Raw genomic sequence first — 19899 nt, 5'->3', positions numbered from 1 at the left:
GACCGACAAGAACGACAACCATAACCAAGGAGGAAGCAATGAAACATCCTGGCAATCCGACAAAAGCAACCCTCGCCGCACTGGCTCTCTCGGCACTGACTGGGCCGGCTCTCGCCCAGCAGGGCCTGGACGAGCCGTTCCAGAAGCCATTCAAGGAAGCGCTCGCCGGCAAGACCGTGGCCTATGTGCCGGTGGCGATGAACTTCGACCTCACCGAGGGCTGGTATGCCGGACTGAAAAAGGAGCTTGAGCCGTTCGGCGTCAAGTTCGTGATCCGCGACGCTAACTGGAACACCAATGCCGGCGCGCAAGCCGTCACGTCGCTGATCTCCGAAAAGCCGGCGGTGATGGTGGTGCATAATCCGGACGTGCAGACCTACGCCAAGCTGCTGCAGCGCGCCGAGAATGAAGGCATCTACGTCATCCAGATCAACATGGGCTCGGCCTATCGGAGCTCGGCGTTCGTCGGCGCCAACTGGGTCGAGATCGGCGAACGCCAGACTGAAGGCGTGGTCAAGGCTTGCGAGGGCAAGTCGAACAAGATCGCGATCATCCAGGGCGCGCTGTCGGCCGCCGCGAGCGCCTATACTCTCAAAGGCGTCGAGAACGTCCTGGCCAAGCATCCCGAGATCAAGGTGGTGTCGAGCCAGGCCGCCGATTGGGACGCCGCCAAGGCCAAGGCGATCACGCAAACGGTGCTGAAGCAGAATCCCGACCTCTGCGGCATCGTCGGCTTCTGGGACGGCATGGACATCGGCACCGCAGCCGCGGTCAAGGAAGCGGGCCTCACCGGCAAGGTGTTTCTCGCGACCTCAGGCGGCGGCGAGCGCAAGGGCGCTTGCGAGCTGGTCAAGTCCGGCGCGTTCGATCTCAACATGAGCTACGACGTGCCGACCCAGGCGGCGCAGATGGCCGGCACAATCAAATGGCTGCTGTCATCGGGCGCGAAGCCCGGCTCGATCAAGGGCTCGGAATACACCACGCTGATTCCGATCACCAAGGAGAACGCCGACAGCCAGACGGCCTGCTGGAATCTCAGCGATCTCAAGAAATAGTCCGCTCCGACGCTCGAAGTCCCCGAGGCCATGCCTGTCTCGGGGACTTCGCTCCCACCATTGTCCACGCCCCGCTGGAATGCCGATGCGCGACACCCTGACGAGCCTGCGTTACCGCTACTGGCCGGATCATCTGCTTGGTGAAATCCTGTCCAAGCGATGGACCGAGACAGCCATCCCGGTCATCCTTCTCCTGATCGTCGGCTTCGCGTTCAGCCGGTCCATCGACAACTTCCTGTCGCCGGCGAGCCTCGCCGACACCGCGCGCCAGGCCGGAGAGATCGGCTTTATCGCGCTTGGGCTTGCGCTGGTCGTCATCGTCGGCGGCATCGATCTTTCCGTCGGCTCGATCTTCGCATTGACCGATTTCTGCGCGCTCTATCTGCTCGACGTGCTGGGCTGGCCGGTTCCGGCGGTGGTGGTCGCGACGCTGCTCTGCGGCGCGACGCTCGGCGCCGTCAACGGCATCCTGGTCGGGTATCTGCGGCTACGCGCTTTCATCACCACGCTGATCACGCTGATCATCTATCGCTCGGCCTACGATCTTCTGATCCAGCGCTACTCCAACGCGATCGCCTCGGCCTTCCCCGACATCCCGTCCTGGGACTTCATCGGCGCCGGTTCTGTCTTCGGTATTCCGACCGTCGCACTGGCCTATATCGTCATCGCGATCTTCGGCCACATCTTCATGACGCGGCTGCGGCCGGGCTGGCACATCACCGCGATCGGCGGCTCACGCCGTTCGGCGTATAATTCAGGCATTTCGGTTCGCCGGACGATCGCGCTCTGCTACGTCGCAAGCGGTGTGCTGACCAGCATTGGCGCGCTGTTCTTCGCCTCCCGGCTCGGCACGGTCGGCGGTGACATCGGCGTCGGCCCGGAGGTGATCGTGCTAACCGCGACCGTGCTCGGCGGCATCACGCTCGGCGGCGGCAAGGGCTCGGTCGCAAAATCTGCAGTCGGGGTGCTGATCGTGCTCCTGATCACCAACGGTCTCACGACCATGAACGCGCGCGGCGGCGTCAACCGTATGGCGCTCGCCGGCATCCTGCTCGTCGCCGCGATGGTCGACATCCGCTGGCAGAAGAACCGGACCCGCATCATCAGCAAGGTCTATGTCGCGCCGACCTATCACGAACTGCCACCGCCGCCACCGACCGAAATCGGGCAAGGCGGGCCCTTCGAGCAGAACGACAAGCTGCGTGACGTCGAGGCGATCGGCCTCGGCCGCATCGAGGCGCCGGAAGACGTTATCCTCGATCGCCACGACAATCTCTATGCCGGCTCACGCCACGGCGACATCATGCGCTTCCTCGCGCCCGACTATCAGACAATGGAGGTGTTCGCCCATATCGGCGGCCAGCCGCTCGGCATGGCCTTCGACCGCGAGGACAATCTCTATGTCTGCATCGGCGGCATGGGGCTCTATCGTATCAAGCCTGACGGCACCGTGGAAAAGGCGACCGACGAGACCAACCGCAGCATGCGCTCGGTCAACGACGATAGCCGGCTGCGGCTCGCCGACGACCTCGACATCACCGACGACGGCCTGATCTTCTTCTCGGAAGCGACAGTCCGTTACGAGATGGACGAATGGCCGATCGACGGCCTGGAAGCGCGCGGCAACGGCCGCATCATCTCCTACGACACCAAGACCGGCACCACGCGCACCGAGCTGCGCGGCCTCAAATTCCCCAACGGCATCTGCGTTGCCAGCGACGGCCAGTCGATCCTGTTCGCCGAGACGTTTGGCTGCTCGATCAAGCGTTATTGGTTCGCGGGCCCCAAGAAGGGCGCGGTCGAAATCGTCATGGACAATCTGCCGGGTTACCCCGACAACATCAACCTCGCCTCCGACGGCAATTACTGGCTGGCGCTGGTCGGCATGCGCAGCCCCTCGCTCGACCTCGCCTGGAAGATGCCGGGCTTCCGCCGTCGCATGGCCAAGCGCGTACCGGTCGACGAATGGCTGTTCCCCAACATCAACACCGGCTGCGTGGTCAAGTTCAACGAGCAGGGCAAGATCGTCGAATCGTTCTGGGACCTGCACGGCGAGAACCATCCGATGATCACCTCGATGCGCGAGCATCGCGGCTATCTCTATCTGGGCGGCATCCTCAACAACAGGATCGGTCGCTACAAGCTCGAAAACGCCGATCCGAACTTCGTCCAGTATGACAAGCGGTGGGGAAAGCAGTCGTGATCGCTGCCGTCAGAGACTTCGCCAACCGTTTTCTAGGGCGCGGCGAGGCCACCATCACAGTGCCGTCCTTCGACGGCGCATTGAAGCCGAACCAGAGGCTGGAATCGGCCGAGACCTTGCTGACATGCGAGGCGCCGGAGGATCTCGCCACCGACGGAAGCAACCTCTTCATCGCCGACGGCCAGCGGCTGATGTGCCTGAACGGCGGCACGGCATCGGAGGTGCGCAGTTTCGAGCAGCCGATATCGGCGCTCTGTGCACTTCCTGGCGGCGGCCTTGCCGTCGCACTCGAGGGACGCGAGGTGCGTGTGTACGCAAGCCTCTCGGCCGAGCAACCGAGCGTGACGTTCACCGATGCCGCGTTCAACGCCGTCAATGCGCTGGCGCTCGCGGACGACGACACGCTCATTGCAACGGACGGCTCGACGACATGCGGCATCGACGATTGGGCACGTGACCTCCTGGAGCTCAATCGGACCGGCCGCGTGTTCAAGCTCGATCCCGGCAGCAAGGCCGTGACACGATTGGCGCAGGGGTTCGGCTATGCCTTCGGCGCCTGCGCTCACGGCAACGCCATGCTGGTCAGCGAGAGCTGGCGCCATCGCCTCGTTCTCGTCTCGCCAGGCGCATCGCCAAAGGTCGTGCTCGCTCACCTCCCCGTCTATCCGTCGCGGCTGTCGAAGGCCTCGGGCGGCGGCTATTGGCTCACCGCCTTCACCGCACGGACCCAGCTCGTCGAGTTCGTGTTGCGCGAACCCAGTTACCGGCGCCGCATGATGGCCGAGATCGATCCGGCCTATTGGGTTGCGCCGCGCCTGCGCTCCGGACGTTCATTCAAGGAGCCGATGCAAGGCGCGCACATCAAAACCATGGGCGTGATCAAGCCATGGGCGCCGCCGCGCTCCTATGGCCTCGTCATCCGTCTCGATGCGGACGGCCAGCCGCTCTACTCGCTGCATAGCAGGGTCGACGGCATCAACCACGGCATCGTCGCGGCCATCGAGATGGGCGACGATCTCGTCCTGATCGCCAAGGGGCCCGGCCGGGTCCTGCGACTGCCCCTTGCTGGCCTTGCCGAGGAGTTTCGCCCATGAGCGACATCGCACTCTCGCTGCGCAAGGCGACAAAACTCTACGCCGGCGTGCCGGCCATCGACGGGGTCGACTTCGAGCTCCGCCGCGGCGAGATCCACGCGCTGGTCGGCGAGAATGGCGCGGGCAAGTCAACCCTGACCAAGGTGATGGCGGGCGTGGTGATGCTGACCTCGGGGACCATGACGATCGACGGCGCCGATGTCGCACCGAAGACGCCATTGGAGGCGCGCAATCTCGGCATCGCCATGGTGTTCCAGGAGAACAGCCTGGTGCCGACCATGACGGTCGCGCAGAATCTGTTTCTCGGGCAGGAGAAGTTCTATAACCGCTTGCGCGGCATCTACATCGCCGCGCAGCAGTTTTTGCAATCGCTCAATTTCGACGTCACGCCGACCGCAACCGTCGGCGGCCTCGGCGCAGCCAAGAAGCAGATGGTCGAGATCGCGCGCGCGGTCCTGCACCGCGCCAAAGTCATCATCTTCGACGAGCCGACCGCATCGCTGACGCCGGAAGAGAAGAAATACTTCTTCGACCTGGTCCGCGATCTCAAGAAGCGCGGCGTCTCGATCGTCTTCATCTCGCACGCGCTGGAAGAAGCGCTGCTGCTCGCCGACCGCATCACGGTGCTGCGCGACGGCAAGCATGTCGTGACCGACGATGTCGCCAAGTTCGATCGCGCCGCGATCGTGCAGGCCATGGTCGGACGCGACCTCTCCAACACGCTCTATGGCGCGCGGAAAAGCAGCGTGCGGCCGGCGGGCGCGCGCGTGCTCACTGTGCAGAATTTGAAGATGGCGCCGATGGTGAAGAACAACTCGCTATCGGTATTTGCAGGCCAGATCACCGGCGTGTTCGGCCTCGTCGGCGCGGGCCGCACCGAGACGTTCAAGATCGTCGCGGGCGTACTCAAGCGCGACTTCTTCCACGGCGGCGAGATCCTGCTGCACGACCAGCCGGTGCGCTACCGGGTGCCGGCGCCGGCGGTCAAGGCCGGCATCGCCTATGTCACCGAGGACCGAAAGGTCGAGGGCTTCTTCGAGACGTCCTCGATCGCGCGCAACATCTATCTCGGCCTGCTGTCGAAGTTTCCGCGAGGCCGCATGATGCTGTCGCGGCGGGAAAACGATGCGGTCGGTAAGACCTGGATCGAGAAGCTCAGGGTTCGCGCCATCGGCGACGACGGCAAGGTGGTCGAGCTGTCCGGCGGCAATCAGCAGAAGGTCGTGATCGCCAAATCGCTGGTGCAGGAGCCCGACCTGATCATCTTCGACGAGCCGACCCGCGGCGTCGACGTCGGCGCCATCGTCGAGATCCACGAGCTGATCAACAGGCTCGCCGACGAGGGCAAGGCGGTCGTGGTGATCTCATCCTATTTGCCCGAGATCATGGCGCTCTCCGACCGCATCCTGGTCTCGCGCCAGGGCAAGGTGGTGGAGGAGTTTTCGGCGCTTGAGGCGACCGAGGAGAAGATCATGTACGCGGCTATTCACTAACCGCGTCTACAATTTGTGTCCCTTCTGACGCAGCGCCTCGATCAGGCGCTGCTTCAACTCGTCGGCGGCCTTCTGGCTGACGTCCTGGCCGATCTGCGCACTCGCCTGCGCCAGCGCATCGGATTCCGCCAGCAGCTTTTGTCCGGCCGGCTGGGCGTAGAACGCCTCGATCTGGTGCAGCTCGTCCAGGGTGAAGCTTGCGGCATAGACGGCGGCGATCCGGTCGATCATCGAGGCGAGGAACGGGGCGTAGATCTCCGCGCCCGGCGCCGTCATCGCGTCATAGTCGCGCTCGATCTCCGGCCTGTCCTGCGCCACCACCGGCCGCAGCTTGAGCAGAAGCTGCGGCAGCAGCGCGCGATACTGATCTCCTATCTTCAGCGTGACCACGAGCTTGCGCGCCGCATTCATCGCCTCGGGCGACGGCGTGTCGGCCCATGCGCCGCCGGCGAGGAGCAGGAGAATGCCGGCGATCGTCAACCAACGTCTGGACATGGATCTCTCCACTCAGCGGCTCGCATTGGGGGCCGGTGCGATCTCGACGGCCGTCTCGGGCTCCTCAACGTCGGTCACTTTCACGAACAGGTTCGGCACCCGCTCGGCGCGATCGAGCAGCCAGGCGGCGCCGATCATGATGACGATGCCGAGGAGCGAGACCGCGAGCTGCTCCCAGACGCCCTTGGTGTATTGCGTCAGGATCCAGTGTGCGGAGAACGACAGGAAGACGCCGAGGCAGAAAATCGGCAGCGAATGCTGGCCGCAGAGAATGACGGGACGCAGCCACGCCGTGTGCAGCGCCTTCCATTTGCGCGAGACGAAATGCGTCACCCAGATCGCCAGCGCCAGGAAATGCGTGAAGCGCAGCATGTCGAGATCGGTCTTGTCGATCGGGTAGATCGCCTTGATCATCCATTTCGGAATCATGGCCTCGAGCGCGTGGACGTGCCAGGTCATCACGATCAGGAGGGCGAAGACGAGCCACGCCGCGGCCAGCGCCATCGCGGTCCTCGACCACACCCATTCGCCGATCTTGTCGATCTGGCCGATGCCGCACCAGGCGGCGAACACGAACATCAGCTGCCAGCAGAACGGATTGAAATACCAGGTCGTGCCGGGCGGATAGGAGGCGACGTTCCAGTCGAACCAGCGCGACAACACATAGAGCACCACGGACGCCGCAAGCGTCAGGCTCGGCCGGCGCACCAGGCACCAGACGATGAAGGGCGCGGCGAACACCAGCGTGATGTAGAGCGGCAGCACGTCGAGATTGACGGGCTTGTATTTCAAGAGGATCGCCTGCCCGATCAGCTCGTCCGGATGCGCCAGGAAATTGAAGACGTTGAACTCGTGCTCGTACATCGGATTGTCGAAGCGGCGGGCGGTGCGGGCGATCTGCGCCGTGAACAGCAGGAACAGCATGATGTGGGCGACATACATTTCCGCCGCCCGCCGCCACAGCCGCTTCAGCGCGGCGAGGAACCAGCCGCCGGCGACGATCGGCCCGTAGATCCAGCCGACCAGATAGCCGGAGATGAAGACGAAGAACTCGGCGGCGTCGCTGAAGCCGTAATTGCGCAGCGTCAGCCAGGCCACGACGTCGTGCGGGATGTGATCGAGGAAGATCATCCACAGGCCGATGCCGCGGAAGAGGTCGAGCCGCAAGTCGCGCTCGACCGGCGCCAACAGTGCTGACTGGTCCCGCATGATCATGGCCCCCGCCTCGTCCGGTGGGCGTCGCGCCGTCGCGGCGCCGATGAATTCGGATGCTAAAATAGATCAATCAAATCGTCACCTGACCTGGTGACCAGAACCCCGACGGTAGCCGACCTTGGCGTCCGCGCAAGGGACTTTGTCATCGCGACGCACGGCCGCCGGCCATAAAGCCGAAAACAACCCCATGCACAGTAGCTAAGTCCTTGTATCGCCTGCGAAACTTATCTGACCCGTCGGGCAAAAACCCCACGCGTCGCGCGCCCCGGAATCAGGTCAGCTGATCGCCCTCGGCAACCATGCCGTTCAACATCGCCTCGGCCTTCTGTTGCAGTGGCTTCGCGCCGCTTTCGGAGGCGATGGCGATCGCTGCGCGCAAGGCCGCCAGGATGATGGTCCGGCTCTCTGCGCTCGATGGCGGCGTCACCACGGCCTCGCCGAACAGGGCCTCGGCCTCGAGGCCGGAGAAGCCCTGCTGGCGCGCGGTGTTGCGCGCCTCGCGCAGCATGTTCTGGGCCGCCTGGACATCGCCGAGCTGGTTGGTCGCCAAGGCGAGGTAGATCGACGAGCGCAGCACCGCCGAGGTATAGCCGACGGTGCGGGCCTCTTCGCGCGCCTCGGCCAGCATGCCGCGCGCCCGGTCGAACAGCCCCTGCTCCAGATAGGCGATGCCGAGATGGCAGGCGAGCACCGGCACGAACAGCCGGATGCCGTGTTTTTGCGCCAGCACAAAACCGCCTTCGAGAATGGACGCGGCCGCTGCCGGATCGCCCCGGCCAAGCATCAGCCAGCCGCCGCTATAGGCGGCGGCAACGCGGTCATAGGGGCGGCTGGTTTCCTCCGCGATCGCGTCGGCGTGTCGCTGAAGCCGTTCCGCGGCATCAATCTCGTCCATGACGGTGTGGTTGATGCTGCCCATCATGCAGCAAAGCAGCAACGCGTATTTCGCTGTCGTCCCGAAGGGCGCACTCGCCTCCGGCCCCATCAATTGGGCGCGGGCTCGTGCGAACAAACCGTCCGCCTCGCGATAGCGGCCGGCGAGGAAGTAAACCTGACCGAGACCGTATTGCGCGGCGTTGAGCCAGCCGGAGCTGTCCGAACGCTCTGCGAGGCTCACGACTTCCTCGTTGAGCCTGATCGCTTCGGCCGGCGTGCCATAGAAATTCTGCGCCGCCGCCATGACCGTCATGGCCGCCACCTTCCGCCCGATGTCGTTGATTGCATCGGCGCGACGCTCGGCTTCCTTGCCGAGGTTCAGCCATTCGGAAACATGGCCGGACCCGATGAACGCCGCGCGCGCTTCGATGCGGATGTCCACGGCCTTGGCTTCCCGCGCGGGATTTTCCGGGGTCATGTCCAGCGATCGCATCGCGGTCTCGAAATAGTCCGCGGCGTCGGTAAACGCGGACCGCGCCAGACATTTCTGCGCGGAGGCCAGGCCGTAGTGGAAAGCTTTGTCCCAATCCTTGGCCCGCGTGGCGTGATAGCAGAGCTTGTCGGAATCCTCAGCCCCGCTGCCTTCCAGTGCAGCCAGAATGCGGGCGTGGATGTCCTCGCGCACCTTGTCGACCATCGAATCGTAGGTGACCTGGCGAACCATCTCGTGGCGGAACTCCAGCGAATCCTCCAATTCGCTGTCGATCCGAACCAGCAGCTCGGTGCGATCTAGCGAGACGAGGCAGCCGCGCAGGGCATCTTCGGGCAGGATCGCAATCTTCCGCAGCGTGGCCTCGCTCGACCGCGCCCCCAGCGCCGCCGCGACCTGCAAGACGGACCGTTCCTGCTTCGACACGCGGTCGAGGCGTGCCGCGATCACGCCCTGAATGCTGGTGGGAATACCGAGCTCGTCGATCGGGCGCACCAGAGCGAGGTCGCCCCACTCGCCGCGCAAGGTGCCGCTGTCCTTCAGACCGCGGCAGACCTCCTCGATGAACAGGGGCACGTTGGCCGTATGGGAGATGATCCGGCTCTTCAGATCGGCGTTGGTCTCGGACGATCCGAGCATGTCGGACAGCATCTCCAGCCCCGAATCGTCGTCGAGCGGCCGCATCGCGACGATCTCGGCATGGCAGCGCGCGATCCAGACCGGCATGCCGTTCGGGCGGGAGGTGAGCAGCACCAGGAGATCGGGCACCGCCAGCGAGGCAATGGCGGCGACGACGACGTCGCTGGCCCGGTCGATCCAGTGCAGATCCTCCAAAAGCAGGATCGTCGGCTGGCGACCGGCCAGGCTCTGGATGACGGCGCAGCTCGCATCGGAGATCACGCGTCCGCGGGCGTGAGGCTCGAGCTCGTCCCATTGCGGGTTCGCGATCGCTACATCGAGCACCGCGTCGAGGGCACTCTGCTGGATCGCAGGCAAGTCCTTCAGGGGATCGCCGGGATTGCCGGGGTCCCTTGCGGCTGCGTCGATGGCCGACAGCAGGATTCGCTTGAGCGTGCTGAATGGAGCTCCCTGGAGATTCGGGCTGCACTCGGCGTCGATCAGCCGCCAGCCCTCTCCCCTGAGCTTCTGGGCGAACTCGTGCGCCAGCCGGGATTTGCCGATGCCGGCATCGCCGAGCAGCAGGACTGTCTGCCGGCCGGCCCTGGCCTGCCCGGCCGCGCGGTCCAGCAGGGCCCGCTCCGTGGTACGATCGACAAATCGGGAGACGCTGCGGGCGCGCCGGACCCGCCAGCTCGAGAGATCGCTGGCACTGACGATCCGGTAGACCGGCACGGGCTGGCTGAAGCCGCGCAGCGATTTGCCGCCGAGAGATTCGAACCGGACATGCCCGTCGGCGAGATTCTGGCAGGCTTCCGAAACGTAGATCTGGTTCGCCTCTGCCTCCTGCTCCAGCCGCGCGGCCAGATGCTGAGCGGCGCCGCCGATCTCGTAGACCTTGGAGAATTCGCTGGCGACCATGTAGGCAACGACGTGGCCGGAGTGCAGGCCGACCCGAACCTGAAGGGCGGGATCACCGAGGCTGGCGACGCGCCGGACCAGCTCGATCGCGGCATGGCACGCCAGCGGCGCATGGTTGTCGTCCGCGATCGGGGCACCGAACACCGCGGCAAGCCCGTCGCCCAGCTCCTTGCTGACGATGCCGCCGAACTGCCGGACCGCGCCGCGCATGGCGGCCAGCGCCGGCTCCAGGCGCGAGACCGCCGCCTCCGGATCCAATTCAGCAACAAGACCCGTGGAGTCGATGACGTCAGCACGAAGAATCGTGACGAACCGCCGTTCGCTGTCGGGATCCGACCGCCGGACGGCCGCGCCGCATTTGGGGCACCGGCTCCCGCCTGGGTCGATCGGCGACCGACATGCAGCGCAATGCATTCCCGTGCTCTCAAGTGATTCCAAAGGCACTGTCGATCGGGCCCCCGCGCGCGGATCGCGCCAAGATCGCTTATCGAACCTTGCTTAGCAACGCCTACTAGCAGGGCAGACGATCCATCCCCGGCGGAGTGCTGCCAAAGCGGTTGGTGATCTGGACGATTCACAGTCTCTGGTGGTAGCCTCGCGAATGTCGCGCGGAAAAAAGAGGCTGCGAATCGTGGGCTGCCAGGCTCTCGTCGCAGCCGGCAAGTTTCGCAGAGCGGCATATTCCCGGGGAAGCCAAGGGACTCATTGAGGGGCAAACATATGGGTATGCGAGTTTATACGGGCCGGCCATTTAAGGACCTGATGAATGCGAATTACTTTCCTTTGGAGAACATGAAGAAGAGCGTCAAAAAGCTCAAAGCGTCAGAAAACATTCACCTGCCGACCCTGGAATACGGCCAGTATCATTTGATCCTGGTCCCAAAGAGCAAATGGCCGCAAGGAAGCGCAAAGCACTGGCACAAGGAGAAGGGCCGCGCCCGCGTCGATCTCGCCAACCAGCCGAACACCACGCCGGTGTCCAAGGACGAGCCCAACGTCGTTCCGCTGACCCGCGTCGCGCTGCTCGATGCCTGCGTCCGCAAATGCTTCAATTCGGAGCCGCCGATTCCGATGAAGACCAACATCATCACGCACGAGGCGTCCGACCGCAACGCCGACCGGCACGAGATCAGGCTGGAGTGGGAGTACGAGGACAGCAGCAAGACGCCCACGCTGCTCAACCTGACGATGGTCTGTCCGCACAAGCCGGCGAAGGCCTGACCACCGGTCGGCGCCAACAGGTCGACAAGAAGGAAGGTCTGTTGTCGCCGCCCCCTCGCCCAGCTGCGAATCCCCTGCTCGATGGCCCGATCCTGCGCACGCTGCTCTCGCTCGCCTGGCCGAACGCGTTCGCGTTTTCGGCCGGCACCTTGGTTGCGATCGCGGAAACCTCCTACATTGGGAAACTCGGGATCGAAGCGCTGGCGGCAATGGCGCTGGTGTTTCCCTGCGTGATGCTGACCATGAGCATGTCCGGCGCGGCGATGGGCGGCGGCGTCTCGTCGGCCATTGCCCGCGCGCTCGGCGCCGGTGACCGCGACCGGGCAGAGAGCCTCGCCACGCACGCGCTCCTGATTGCGGTCTTCTTCGGCCTAGTTTTCATGCTTGGCATGCTGATCGGTGGCCGGCAACTGCTGGAGTTGCTCGGCGGCAGGGGTGACGTGCTGGCGCAGGCAGTCGCCTACAGCCAGGTGTACTTCGGCGGAGCCGTGCTCACTTGGCTGGTCAATATTCTGGCCGGCGTCCTACGCGGCACCGGCAACATGAAATTGCCATCGCTGATGATCGTCAATTCCGCGATCTTGCAGATCATCCTTGGCGGAACGCTGGGTCTTGGTCTCGGCCCGGTGCCGCAGTTCGGAATGCCGGGTGTTGCGACGGGATCGTTGATCGCTTATTCGGTCAATATCGCCGTGATGAGCTGGTATCTGTTCTCCGGCCGGGGCCGCATCGTTCCCCGGCTGCATGGGCTTCGCGTGGAGTGGGCGTTGTTTGCCGACATCCTCAAAGTCGGCGTGGTCGCCTGCTTCTCTCCGCTGCAAAATACACTGACGAACCTCATCTTCACGCATATGCTGGCGGTGTTCGGCACCACGGTCCTCGCGGCTTATGGTATCGGCGCACGCCTCGAATACGTGCTGGCGACCATCGCCTTCTCCGTCGCCGTTGGCGCGGTGCCCATGATCGGCCTGGCGATCGGGGCCGGGCGCATCGCGCGCGCCCGTCGTGTCGCCTGGACGACGGGCCTCGTGGCTCTCATCGCGATCGGCGCGCTCGCAAGCGCGATCGCGGCCGTCCCCGGTCCTTGGGTCAGCCTGTTCACGGATGATGCCGGAGCACGCGACGCGAGCCGCCAATATCTGACGATGGTGGCGCCGTTCTACGCCTTCAGCGGACTTGCCTCGGCCATGTATTTTTCCTCGCAGGGCGCCGGCAATGTGGTGGGGCCGGTGCTGGCACAGACGGCACGGCTCATCACCATCGTCGCCGGCGGCTGGTGGCTCGCGGCGCAGTCGGCAGCAGCCACGAGCTTCTTCGCGCTGAACGCAACGTCAATGATCGCGCTCGGCATTCTCTCCGGCGTCGCCGTTGCGCTCACGCGCTGGGGACCACGCAAGAAACCGGTGGTGTCCAGCGCAACCTAGGAAATCTCTTTTGGTTGCGTTCATTGACGACATTCGTTCCGAACGATGCGCTCGATACGTCGGGTCAAGCAGACCGGGAAGCAACGACGGCTGGAATCTACGAAGACCAGCGCGAAAAGGGCCCTGATGCACGGCAACTACGATCCTCTCGAGAACATGAAGAAGAACGGTGCTAGCCTCAAGGTCACGAACCAGATCGACATCGAGACGATTCTGGACAATTCACTCTCAGGTGGTATCGTTCCAACGCCGTGCGAAGCTGAGCTTCAAATCGTTGGCCGCCGGACATTCGTTCCCGTCGGCAAGTTTCGCGGGGCTAAACTAAAGACATATTGAGGGAAAAGGCGATGGGCTCAAGACCTTACACCACGGCTTCATTCAGAAACCTGATGAACAGCAATTACTACCCTCTGGCGAACATGAAAAAGAGTGTGGCCAAGCTCAAGGCATCGGCCCACATCGATCTGCCGACTCTGGAATACGGCCAGTACCACCTGATTCTGACGCCGGCCTCGAAGTGGCCGCAGGGCAGCGCGAAGTACTGGCACAAGGAGAAGGGGCGGGTGCGCGTCGATCTCGCGGCCCAGCCGAACACCACCCCGCTATCCAGGGACGAGCCCGATGTCGTTCCGCTGACCCGATGCGCGTTGCTCGATGCCTGCGTCCGGAAATGCTTCAATTCGGAGCCGCCGATTCCGATGAAGACCAACATCATCACGCACGAGGCGACCGACCCGGGCGCGAACACGCATGAGATCCGGCTGGAATGGGAGTACGAGGGAGACAGCAAGACGCCCACGCTGCTCCACCTGACGATGGTCTGTCCGTACAAGCCGGCGCACGATGCTCGAACTGACGATACTCGGTCTGTAGAAGCCGGCGAAAGGCTGAGCTTGGGCTAGATCGCAACTGCATCATCTGATCTGAACGGCGCGGGCCGGCACTTTGCCGGCTCGCGCTTTTTGTTGCGTAGGTTGGAAGCACAGCAAACCAGCCCTGCGGCGGTGTGTCTCCGTCCCTCCTCCCGTCATGGGCCTGTCGCATGAAGATGGTCCGCTCCGTCTCATTGCGTGCGAGTCGCCATGCGACCGCGGGCTCATGAGGAGGAGCGCCGATGCCGGTTGGATTGCTGGAGGTCGAAGGCACGATCGAAATCAGCCAGTTCTGGCCGGAGGGGCGGTCGGACGCCGACACCACGAAGGTCGTCGTGAACGTCGCCCCCGATGCCATCCGTTTCCGCAAGAACGATTCTTCGCCGTTCCAGCCGACCCACGTCTTCGACAATGCCAAGGTCAAGGGCAGGACCGCGACGGCGCCGATCAAGAACGGCAAGCTCACCATCCGCCTGCAGGGCATCGACGCGCCCGAACTGCACTACCAGCCGTCCCCGCTCTCGCCCGCCGAGAAGAAGGCCCTGACCGACGCCAAGCGGCAGGCCTATCACGAGGTCACGCATTCCTACCGGCAGTTCCTCGGCGCGACATCGACGAAGGCGCTTCATGATTTCCTCAGCAACACCGGCGAGGCGACGCTCGCCTGCCGGGTGTTCACCCATGTCGATGCGCCGAACGAGGTGTTCGACACCTATGGACGGCTGGTCGGCGACATCGAGGTGACGGTCGCGAACAAGACGGTCGACATCAACCACTGGCTGGTCGAGCAGGGCTTTGCCTATCCGACGTTCTACTCTTCGATGAACGACGACGAGATCAAGGCCTTCCTCGCGCTCGCCAAGACCGCGCGCACGAAGAAGCTGCCGGTCTGGAAGAACCTCGCCAAAACCATTCCCGCCTTCGACTTCGATCTGCGCGAGCCGAAAAAGAACGAGACCGACGTGCTCGCGACCGACAAGCGCCCGGTGATGCTGCCAAAGCTCTACCGCCGCCAGACCAACTGGGTGGCGCGCAAGAGGGCCAAGATCACGAGCCAGAACTTCCAGAAATTTCTGGCCGAAGGCTCCGGCGGCAAGCCGGACACCTGCTACGCAATCGACGACTTCCTGGCGAACGGGGTGCACTCGGCGACGCCGCGCAATTTTGCCGACTTCGTCGAGGGTGGGACGAAGATCAAGTTTCAGCCGGATGGGTTGGTGTTCGGCGAAGCGCCGTCGACGCTGGTTGGGGCGGACGGGAAGGTGATTGCGGGGTTTTGAGGGGGCTCGACTGCCTCCCAATCCCTCCGCAAATTTTTCTACGTCGCTATTGGCACACTAACGCCGTAGTTGTACTATGATTAGACTTCTATTTGAGAAGGGCTTCAGACGCCAGACGCACGCATCTCTCGAATCCCGAGAGATCGTCGAAGGGATTGGACGCTTTCACCGGATTCCGAACAATGGGAAAGCCGCCATGCTCGACCACGGACCATTCGATCATGAGATTGTCGGAGTTACCGAAATTCTCGACCGTCATGCCATGGGCATCCTGCAATGGACGCGTCTGTAGGCCGGTTGCGGCCGACGTCGACACGCGATGAGCATAGTCCGAGGCATCATTCGTGTAACCGAACACGCGCTTGCCGAGGCCGACCATCAGACCGAGTTCGAAGACAGTTCCAGCATCGGCACTCGGTCCTCGGAAGGGGGTCAGATTGAAGATGCCCAGATCAGCGTTCTGCATCATCGCTTCGTTCGCACGGTAGATGAGACGATCGACGCGCTGCCCACTCTCGTTCGTCGTAATTTCATTATCGAAAGGAAATAGACCCTCTAACCCGTATCTGGAGCATAGCAGCTTCTTTTGCCGGCCAATCTCGATGGCGTCGGGCAAGAAGACATCTGGACCGGCTAGATAGACTTTCGGCATGGAGAATCGATTCATCGAGCTGATTGACTGCAACGACGATACGCTTGGTTGCCTCGTCAAGAAACACAAAATTGAACACAGCACGAATCGGCCACCGCGCATCGCATCACCGAAATGGAGACCGGAATGACTGACGAAGCCGTAGCAGCGCAAGAGCGTAGCCGCCTGGTCGATCACTTCAAACGCGCTTATCAGATTATCGTCGGCGTTTCGATCACGGTCGCCTGCAGCAATCTGTTTCCTGGAAAATTCATCAGCTTTCCGCTGGACACCTCGTTCTGGCTGTTCGGCGCCTTCTTCGTGACGGCTGTCCCGATCTTTCACGGCGGAGATCGCTCGCTCGACATCAAATACCTGCATCGCCGACCGGCGGGATTTTGGGGACACGCCGCCTACGTGTGGGACATCTACATGTTGCTCATTACGGCGATCTTTTTCGTCAAAATAGCTCAGTCGGTGCCCATTCCGCACGACGTTAAGCCGCCGAATCCGACCGCTCAAACATCCCCGGACAATTTCTATCTGTGGATGGGATCAATGCTTGTGTTCGATGTCTGCGTGCTGATTTTCGATGGAATCAAGAGTCACTCTCTGGGACTGGGCGGCGCCAAGCTGAGCGCGTATGTGACGTGGACCGTGATAAACTTGGGGCTAGGCCTCATCTGCCTCGGCGCTGCCCTGTGTCCTCTCGCCACCGGCCTGTCCGAGGGAGCGCTCGCGGCTGCAGTGTTCGCCTTTGCGCTGATACGCACCACGGTGGACTACATTCAGGGCCGGGAATTCCTGTTTCCTTGATCCTGCGGGACAGCAGGACGCGCTGTTGGCACCAGTTAGCAGTCGCACCAGACAAAAATGGCCCGCGCGAAGCGGGCCATTTTCTCATCGGAAGCTGTGACGTCCGAACCTGGCCTTCAGCGACGTCGGACCGCCAAAGCACCTTGCGCGTCAGCGAAGGCCGCCGGTGACGTGAAGGGTCTCGCCCGTGACGTAGGACGCGTCGTCCGAAGCGAAGAAGGCCACCGCGGCGGCGATCTCCTCAACCTTGCCGATGCGGCCAAGCGGCGTGGTGGATTCGATCCAGTTGCGCATGTCGCCCTCGTGCAGGCCGGCGGAGACCACGCCTTCGGTGGCGATCATGCCCGGATTGACGGCGTTGACGCGGATCTTGCGCGGCGCAAGTTCCTTGGCCAGCACGGACGAGATCGCATCCACCGAGGCCTTGGTCGCCGTGTAAACGGCCGTATTCGCCGGCGCGATCGTCGACGCGCCCGAACTGATGTTGATGATACTTCCGCCATTGGCGTTGAAATGCCTGGCCGCTTCAGCCGAGACCAGCAGCAGGCCGAGCACATTGAGGTCGAATTGCTTGTGGAAATGCTCAGGCGTGATGGCCTCGAGCGGGGCGAATTCGTAAATGCCCGCGTTGTTGACGAGGATGTCGATCGCACCGAACGCCTTCACCGTCTCCGCGACCACGCTTTTCACGGCGTTGGCGTCGGCCAAATTGCCCTGGACGGCGACGGCTTTACCACCCTTGGCGGCGATGGCGGCAACCACGCGGTCGGCGCCCTGTTTGCTGGCGCTGTAATTGACAGCGACCGCGGCCCCCTCCGCCGCGAGCCGGGCGGCGATTTCGGCACCGATGCCTTTGGATGCGCCGGTCACGAGCGCAACTTTTCCTTCAAGTCTCTTGGTCATCGCAGTTCTCCTCGATCCGGCCGTCAGCCGACATTCAATAGTTCAATACTAGTGAACTATTGAATGAGTTCAAGGGAGGCGCTATATTTTAGGCATGGCGCAGTTCGTTCACCCATCGCGGGACGAGATTACCTTGGCCGGGGTGCTTGGAGCCCTCGCGGATCCGATGCGGCTGCGCATCGTCAAAAGCCTTGCCGCGCAAAACGATTGCATGTCGTGCACCGAGGCGGCGCCTTGCCCTGACATGGCGAAGTCGACGCTGTCGCACCATTTCCGGATCCTGCGGGAGGCTGGCCTGATCCGGACCTCGAAGCAAGGCGTCCAGCACCGCAACGTTTTGCGCGAAGAGGACATCAATGCGCGGTTTCCCAAACTGCTCAAAATGATCTTGAGCTTTCCGGACTGAGGACATTCGCTCACGTCAGCAGATTTGCGGGAGAGCGTCGCTGACGTTTCCACGCGGCTCGATTGCGGTGGCAGATTACGGCGCACCTAATCCGGCACGAGAGTTAAGTGCACTGTCACCGAAATTTGACGGCGTATTGAGTGCACTGTCACCGTAACCACGTAACCACGGTAACTCCGAGCACGCCAGTTTCCCTAGCGCAGCCTACGATCATCGCAAATAGGCTACTGCGGATTGTCTAGCGGGACCATTTTGGGCGTCAACCACCAGAGCAGGAACAGCAATGCGGCGCCGTGAGAGAGCAGCGCCGTTGATAGTGGCACGTTTATGATTTGCTGAACCACAATGCCGGAAGAGAGAAGAACGAACCGCGCCGGCAGATGCGACGCCATCGCGCTCCCGAATGCGAGGATAGCGCCGGATGCTAGTACGGTGAGGGGCGCCCATTCCGTGCCGACCGATGCAATCCCTTCGGTTGATAGGAGAGAGGCATTGAAGTTTCCGAGTTCGTACGCCCTTGCAAGCTCGACGCCGAGCTGCGGATCGTAGGGGCAGCCGATGAGAGACCGGACAAAGCCGATCTGACAAAAATGCGTCGGAGCGTGGCTGTAGAAGAAGGCGTTGTAGACCTCCATTGAGATCGAGGTGACGCCGAACATCCGGAAATTGATCAGCCCGAAGACGCGATAAACTCCGTGGTGCAGGCCCGATTCGACCGCTAGGCTTGCCAGACCGACAACGAGCGGCAGAAGGACTGAAAGTATGACCGCGTTCTCTGGCTTTGAAAATCGCTGAAGTGCTAGCAAAAACAGCAACCAGAACGGCGCGAAGGCTGCAAATTTGGAAAGGGTTGCCGGATAGAACGCCGCCATCAGGACGAGTGCTGCGATTGATGGTAAAGCCCGGCGGCGCTCTACAAAGCAAGCGAATGCGAACGGCAGAAGGGTCGATTGCACAATCCCGTTTGCGTACCTGAGCGGCATTGGGAAATCGATGCTATCGCGGAACTGATAGATATCCGCCAAGCCAACTAGATGAAAGTTATAACGTAGCGCGGCCCCAACCGTGACGGCTCCAATCACAAGGAGCGCATAGGGAAGAAGCTCTGTGAACGACGGGCGAAGCTGAAAGCGAGCCAAGCGCAGGCGGCTCGATGTCACCAACACAACAAGAAGAGCGGCGCCGGACAAGAAGGCGGAAACAAGTGCTGCCTGGTGGTCGTATGGTAGCCTTGAGAATGGGTTAATCCATAGATACCCGACGACGATGCAAAGGAAATAGATCGAACACACGTAGCCGAACGAGAACGGTGCACGTCGCAGGATATAAGTGGCAAAGACTGCGAAAGACGGCGCTGCGATGAAAGCCAGCAAGCTGGCCTTAGGCGAGACCTCAATACCCGGAATAGGTTGGTGGAAATATCCGAATGTGGCGCCTACGCAGTAAAGGGATATGCATGTCGCAACGGCGGTCGCGACGAGGAGCGTCGCCCGCATTAGCTATCATCATTGGGCGGGAGGTATCGATCCAAAAAGACCCTTAACAGCAGAAGAAGGGCGCCCCCCACAATGAGAATTCCAACAATCGTCCAAAGCGCGGTGTGCATAGAGAGATTTTACACCCACGGCCGCAAATAGCGCAATAGACAGCTACGATAGGGTAACAACCGAAAACTTCTGGTTACGGGGTTACGGTGACAGTGCATTTAATCCGGGGGTTACGGCGACAGTGCAGTTAATCCGGAAAAAATATTAAGTGCACTGTCACCGTAATTGCCGGAAAAAATATTAGGTGCACTGAAGATCATCTAGCCGGCCTTCGCGACCAAGAAGGCGGTGGAGCTAAAGTGAGTTCGAAGTGATCGAATCACTTTTGGGCCACGAGGA

The 19899-nt window shown here is 62.4% G+C and carries 17 protein-coding genes; 11 read left to right on the top strand and 6 right to left on the bottom strand.

From position 1 onward, the window contains the following. Positions 1 to 38 precede the first annotated feature (38 nt). The 4 genes from ABID58_RS26535 (at position 39) to ABID58_RS26520 (ending at position 5845) form a co-directional block, all read left to right on the top strand. Positions 39 to 1055: a sugar ABC transporter substrate-binding protein gene (locus ABID58_RS26535; protein ID WP_354035722.1), complete on the top strand. Its 1017-nt coding sequence runs from the start codon at positions 39 to 41 to the stop codon at positions 1053 to 1055. A gap of 79 nt (positions 1056 to 1134) precedes the next feature. Beyond that, on the top strand, positions 1135 to 3258 hold the full coding sequence (locus ABID58_RS26530; RefSeq protein ID WP_354035720.1) for an ABC transporter permease: 2124 nt from the start codon (positions 1135 to 1137) through the stop codon (positions 3256 to 3258). Next, positions 3255 to 4352, top strand: coding sequence for an SMP-30/gluconolactonase/LRE family protein (locus ABID58_RS26525; RefSeq protein WP_354035718.1), 1098 nt, complete (start codon positions 3255 to 3257; stop codon positions 4350 to 4352). The genes ABID58_RS26530 and ABID58_RS26525 overlap by 4 nt, the downstream gene beginning before the upstream one ends. Next, entirely contained in the window at positions 4349 to 5845 is a 1497-nt protein-coding gene (locus tag ABID58_RS26520) for a sugar ABC transporter ATP-binding protein (protein WP_148749756.1), read from the top strand. The genes ABID58_RS26525 and ABID58_RS26520 overlap by 4 nt, the downstream gene beginning before the upstream one ends. A gap of 6 nt (positions 5846 to 5851) precedes the next feature. Here ABID58_RS26520 and ABID58_RS26515 read toward each other — a convergent pair whose 3' ends face one another. The 3 genes from ABID58_RS26515 to ABID58_RS26505 form a co-directional block, all read right to left on the bottom strand. After that, entirely contained in the window at positions 5852 to 6340 is a 489-nt protein-coding gene (locus ABID58_RS26515; RefSeq protein ID WP_354035716.1) for a DUF2059 domain-containing protein, read from the bottom strand. A 12-nt stretch (positions 6341 to 6352) separates the two neighbouring features. Continuing rightward, positions 6353 to 7555: an OpgC domain-containing protein gene (locus ABID58_RS26510; protein ID WP_354035714.1), complete on the bottom strand. Its 1203-nt coding sequence runs from the start codon at positions 7553 to 7555 to the stop codon at positions 6353 to 6355. A gap of 271 nt (positions 7556 to 7826) precedes the next feature. Continuing rightward, positions 7827 to 10874: an ATP-binding protein gene (locus ABID58_RS26505; protein WP_354035712.1), complete on the bottom strand. Its 3048-nt coding sequence runs from the start codon at positions 10872 to 10874 to the stop codon at positions 7827 to 7829. Positions 10875 to 11180: 306 nt separating this feature from the next. Here ABID58_RS26505 and ABID58_RS26500 point away from each other — a divergent pair, with 306 nt between their 5' ends. From ABID58_RS26500 to ABID58_RS26480, 5 genes are all read left to right on the top strand, one after another. Beyond that, a complete protein-coding gene (locus ABID58_RS26500; RefSeq protein WP_148749752.1) occupies positions 11181 to 11681 on the top strand; it encodes a hypothetical protein in 501 nt (166 codons plus the stop codon). 38 nt (positions 11682 to 11719) lie between these two features. Further along, on the top strand, positions 11720 to 13105 hold the full coding sequence (locus tag ABID58_RS26495; protein WP_430640159.1) for an MATE family efflux transporter: 1386 nt from the start codon (positions 11720 to 11722) through the stop codon (positions 13103 to 13105). Positions 13106 to 13231: 126 nt separating this feature from the next. Next, positions 13232 to 13441: a hypothetical protein gene (locus ABID58_RS26490; RefSeq protein WP_354035710.1), complete on the top strand. Its 210-nt coding sequence runs from the start codon at positions 13232 to 13234 to the stop codon at positions 13439 to 13441. An 11-nt stretch (positions 13442 to 13452) separates the two neighbouring features. After that, positions 13453 to 14007: a hypothetical protein gene (locus tag ABID58_RS26485; RefSeq protein ID WP_246229689.1), complete on the top strand. Its 555-nt coding sequence runs from the start codon at positions 13453 to 13455 to the stop codon at positions 14005 to 14007. Positions 14008 to 14219: 212 nt separating this feature from the next. Next, on the top strand, positions 14220 to 15257 hold the full coding sequence (locus ABID58_RS26480) for a thermonuclease family protein (protein ID WP_354035708.1): 1038 nt from the start codon (positions 14220 to 14222) through the stop codon (positions 15255 to 15257). Positions 15258 to 15345: 88 nt separating this feature from the next. On the opposite strand, the gene ABID58_RS26475 is transcribed toward ABID58_RS26480, so the two are convergent. Then, a complete protein-coding gene (locus ABID58_RS26475; protein ID WP_354035706.1) occupies positions 15346 to 15909 on the bottom strand; it encodes a nucleoside 2-deoxyribosyltransferase in 564 nt (187 codons plus the stop codon). A 126-nt stretch (positions 15910 to 16035) separates the two neighbouring features. Here ABID58_RS26475 and ABID58_RS26470 point away from each other — a divergent pair, with 126 nt between their 5' ends. After that, on the top strand, positions 16036 to 16704 hold the full coding sequence (locus ABID58_RS26470) for a hypothetical protein (protein ID WP_354035705.1): 669 nt from the start codon (positions 16036 to 16038) through the stop codon (positions 16702 to 16704). A gap of 150 nt (positions 16705 to 16854) precedes the next feature. Here the strand turns inward: ABID58_RS26470 and ABID58_RS26465 are convergent, their stop codons facing one another. Continuing rightward, a complete protein-coding gene (locus tag ABID58_RS26465; RefSeq protein WP_354035703.1) occupies positions 16855 to 17607 on the bottom strand; it encodes an SDR family NAD(P)-dependent oxidoreductase in 753 nt (250 codons plus the stop codon). Between the two features lie 94 nt (positions 17608 to 17701). Between ABID58_RS26465 and ABID58_RS26460 the strand changes: the two genes are divergently transcribed. Further along, positions 17702 to 18013, top strand: a complete 312-nt coding sequence (locus ABID58_RS26460; protein ID WP_148749745.1) for an ArsR/SmtB family transcription factor — start codon at positions 17702 to 17704, stop codon at positions 18011 to 18013. 224 nt (positions 18014 to 18237) lie between these two features. On the opposite strand, the gene ABID58_RS26455 is transcribed toward ABID58_RS26460, so the two are convergent. Next, complete coding sequence (locus ABID58_RS26455) at positions 18238 to 19386, bottom strand: hypothetical protein (RefSeq protein ID WP_354035701.1); 1149 nt, start codon at positions 19384 to 19386, stop codon at positions 18238 to 18240. Positions 19387 to 19899: the final 513 nt, after the last annotated feature.

It is taken from the genome of Bradyrhizobium sp. S3.2.6 (genome assembly GCF_040546885.1).
Classification (GTDB): Bacteria; Pseudomonadota; Alphaproteobacteria; order Rhizobiales; family Xanthobacteraceae; genus Bradyrhizobium; species Bradyrhizobium cytisi.
Note: the sequence above shows the minus strand (reverse complement) of the source record. Positions and strands in the feature narration are given on the sequence as shown.

Bases quoted from the DNA above. Each gene is read 5' to 3' on its own strand.
- ABID58_RS26475 (WP_354035706.1), bottom strand. From the start codon at position 15,909: ATGCCGAAAGTCTATCTAGCCGGTCCAGATGTCTTCTTGCCCGACGCC.
- ABID58_RS26460 (WP_148749745.1), top strand. From the start codon at position 17,702: ATGGCGCAGTTCGTTCACCCATCGCGGGACGAGATTACCTTGGCCGGG.
- ABID58_RS26535 (WP_354035722.1), top strand. From the start codon at position 39: ATGAAACATCCTGGCAATCCGACAAAAGCAACCCTCGCCGCACTGGCT.
- ABID58_RS26520 (WP_148749756.1), top strand. From the start codon at position 4,349: ATGAGCGACATCGCACTCTCGCTGCGCAAGGCGACAAAACTCTACGCC.
- ABID58_RS26485 (WP_246229689.1), top strand. From the start codon at position 13,453: ATGGGCTCAAGACCTTACACCACGGCTTCATTCAGAAACCTGATGAAC.
- ABID58_RS26470 (WP_354035705.1), top strand. From the start codon at position 16,036: ATGACTGACGAAGCCGTAGCAGCGCAAGAGCGTAGCCGCCTGGTCGAT.
- ABID58_RS26465 (WP_354035703.1), bottom strand. From the start codon at position 17,607: ATGACCAAGAGACTTGAAGGAAAAGTTGCGCTCGTGACCGGCGCATCC.
- ABID58_RS26480 (WP_354035708.1), top strand. From the start codon at position 14,220: ATGCCGGTTGGATTGCTGGAGGTCGAAGGCACGATCGAAATCAGCCAG.
- ABID58_RS26515 (WP_354035716.1), bottom strand. From the start codon at position 6,340: ATGTCCAGACGTTGGTTGACGATCGCCGGCATTCTCCTGCTCCTCGCC.
- ABID58_RS26500 (WP_148749752.1), top strand. From the start codon at position 11,181: ATGGGTATGCGAGTTTATACGGGCCGGCCATTTAAGGACCTGATGAAT.
- ABID58_RS26510 (WP_354035714.1), bottom strand. From the start codon at position 7,555: ATGATCATGCGGGACCAGTCAGCACTGTTGGCGCCGGTCGAGCGCGAC.
- ABID58_RS26490 (WP_354035710.1), top strand. From the start codon at position 13,232: ATGCACGGCAACTACGATCCTCTCGAGAACATGAAGAAGAACGGTGCT.
- ABID58_RS26530 (WP_354035720.1), top strand. From the start codon at position 1,135: ATGCCGATGCGCGACACCCTGACGAGCCTGCGTTACCGCTACTGGCCG.
- ABID58_RS26505 (WP_354035712.1), bottom strand. From the start codon at position 10,874: ATGCATTGCGCTGCATGTCGGTCGCCGATCGACCCAGGCGGGAGCCGG.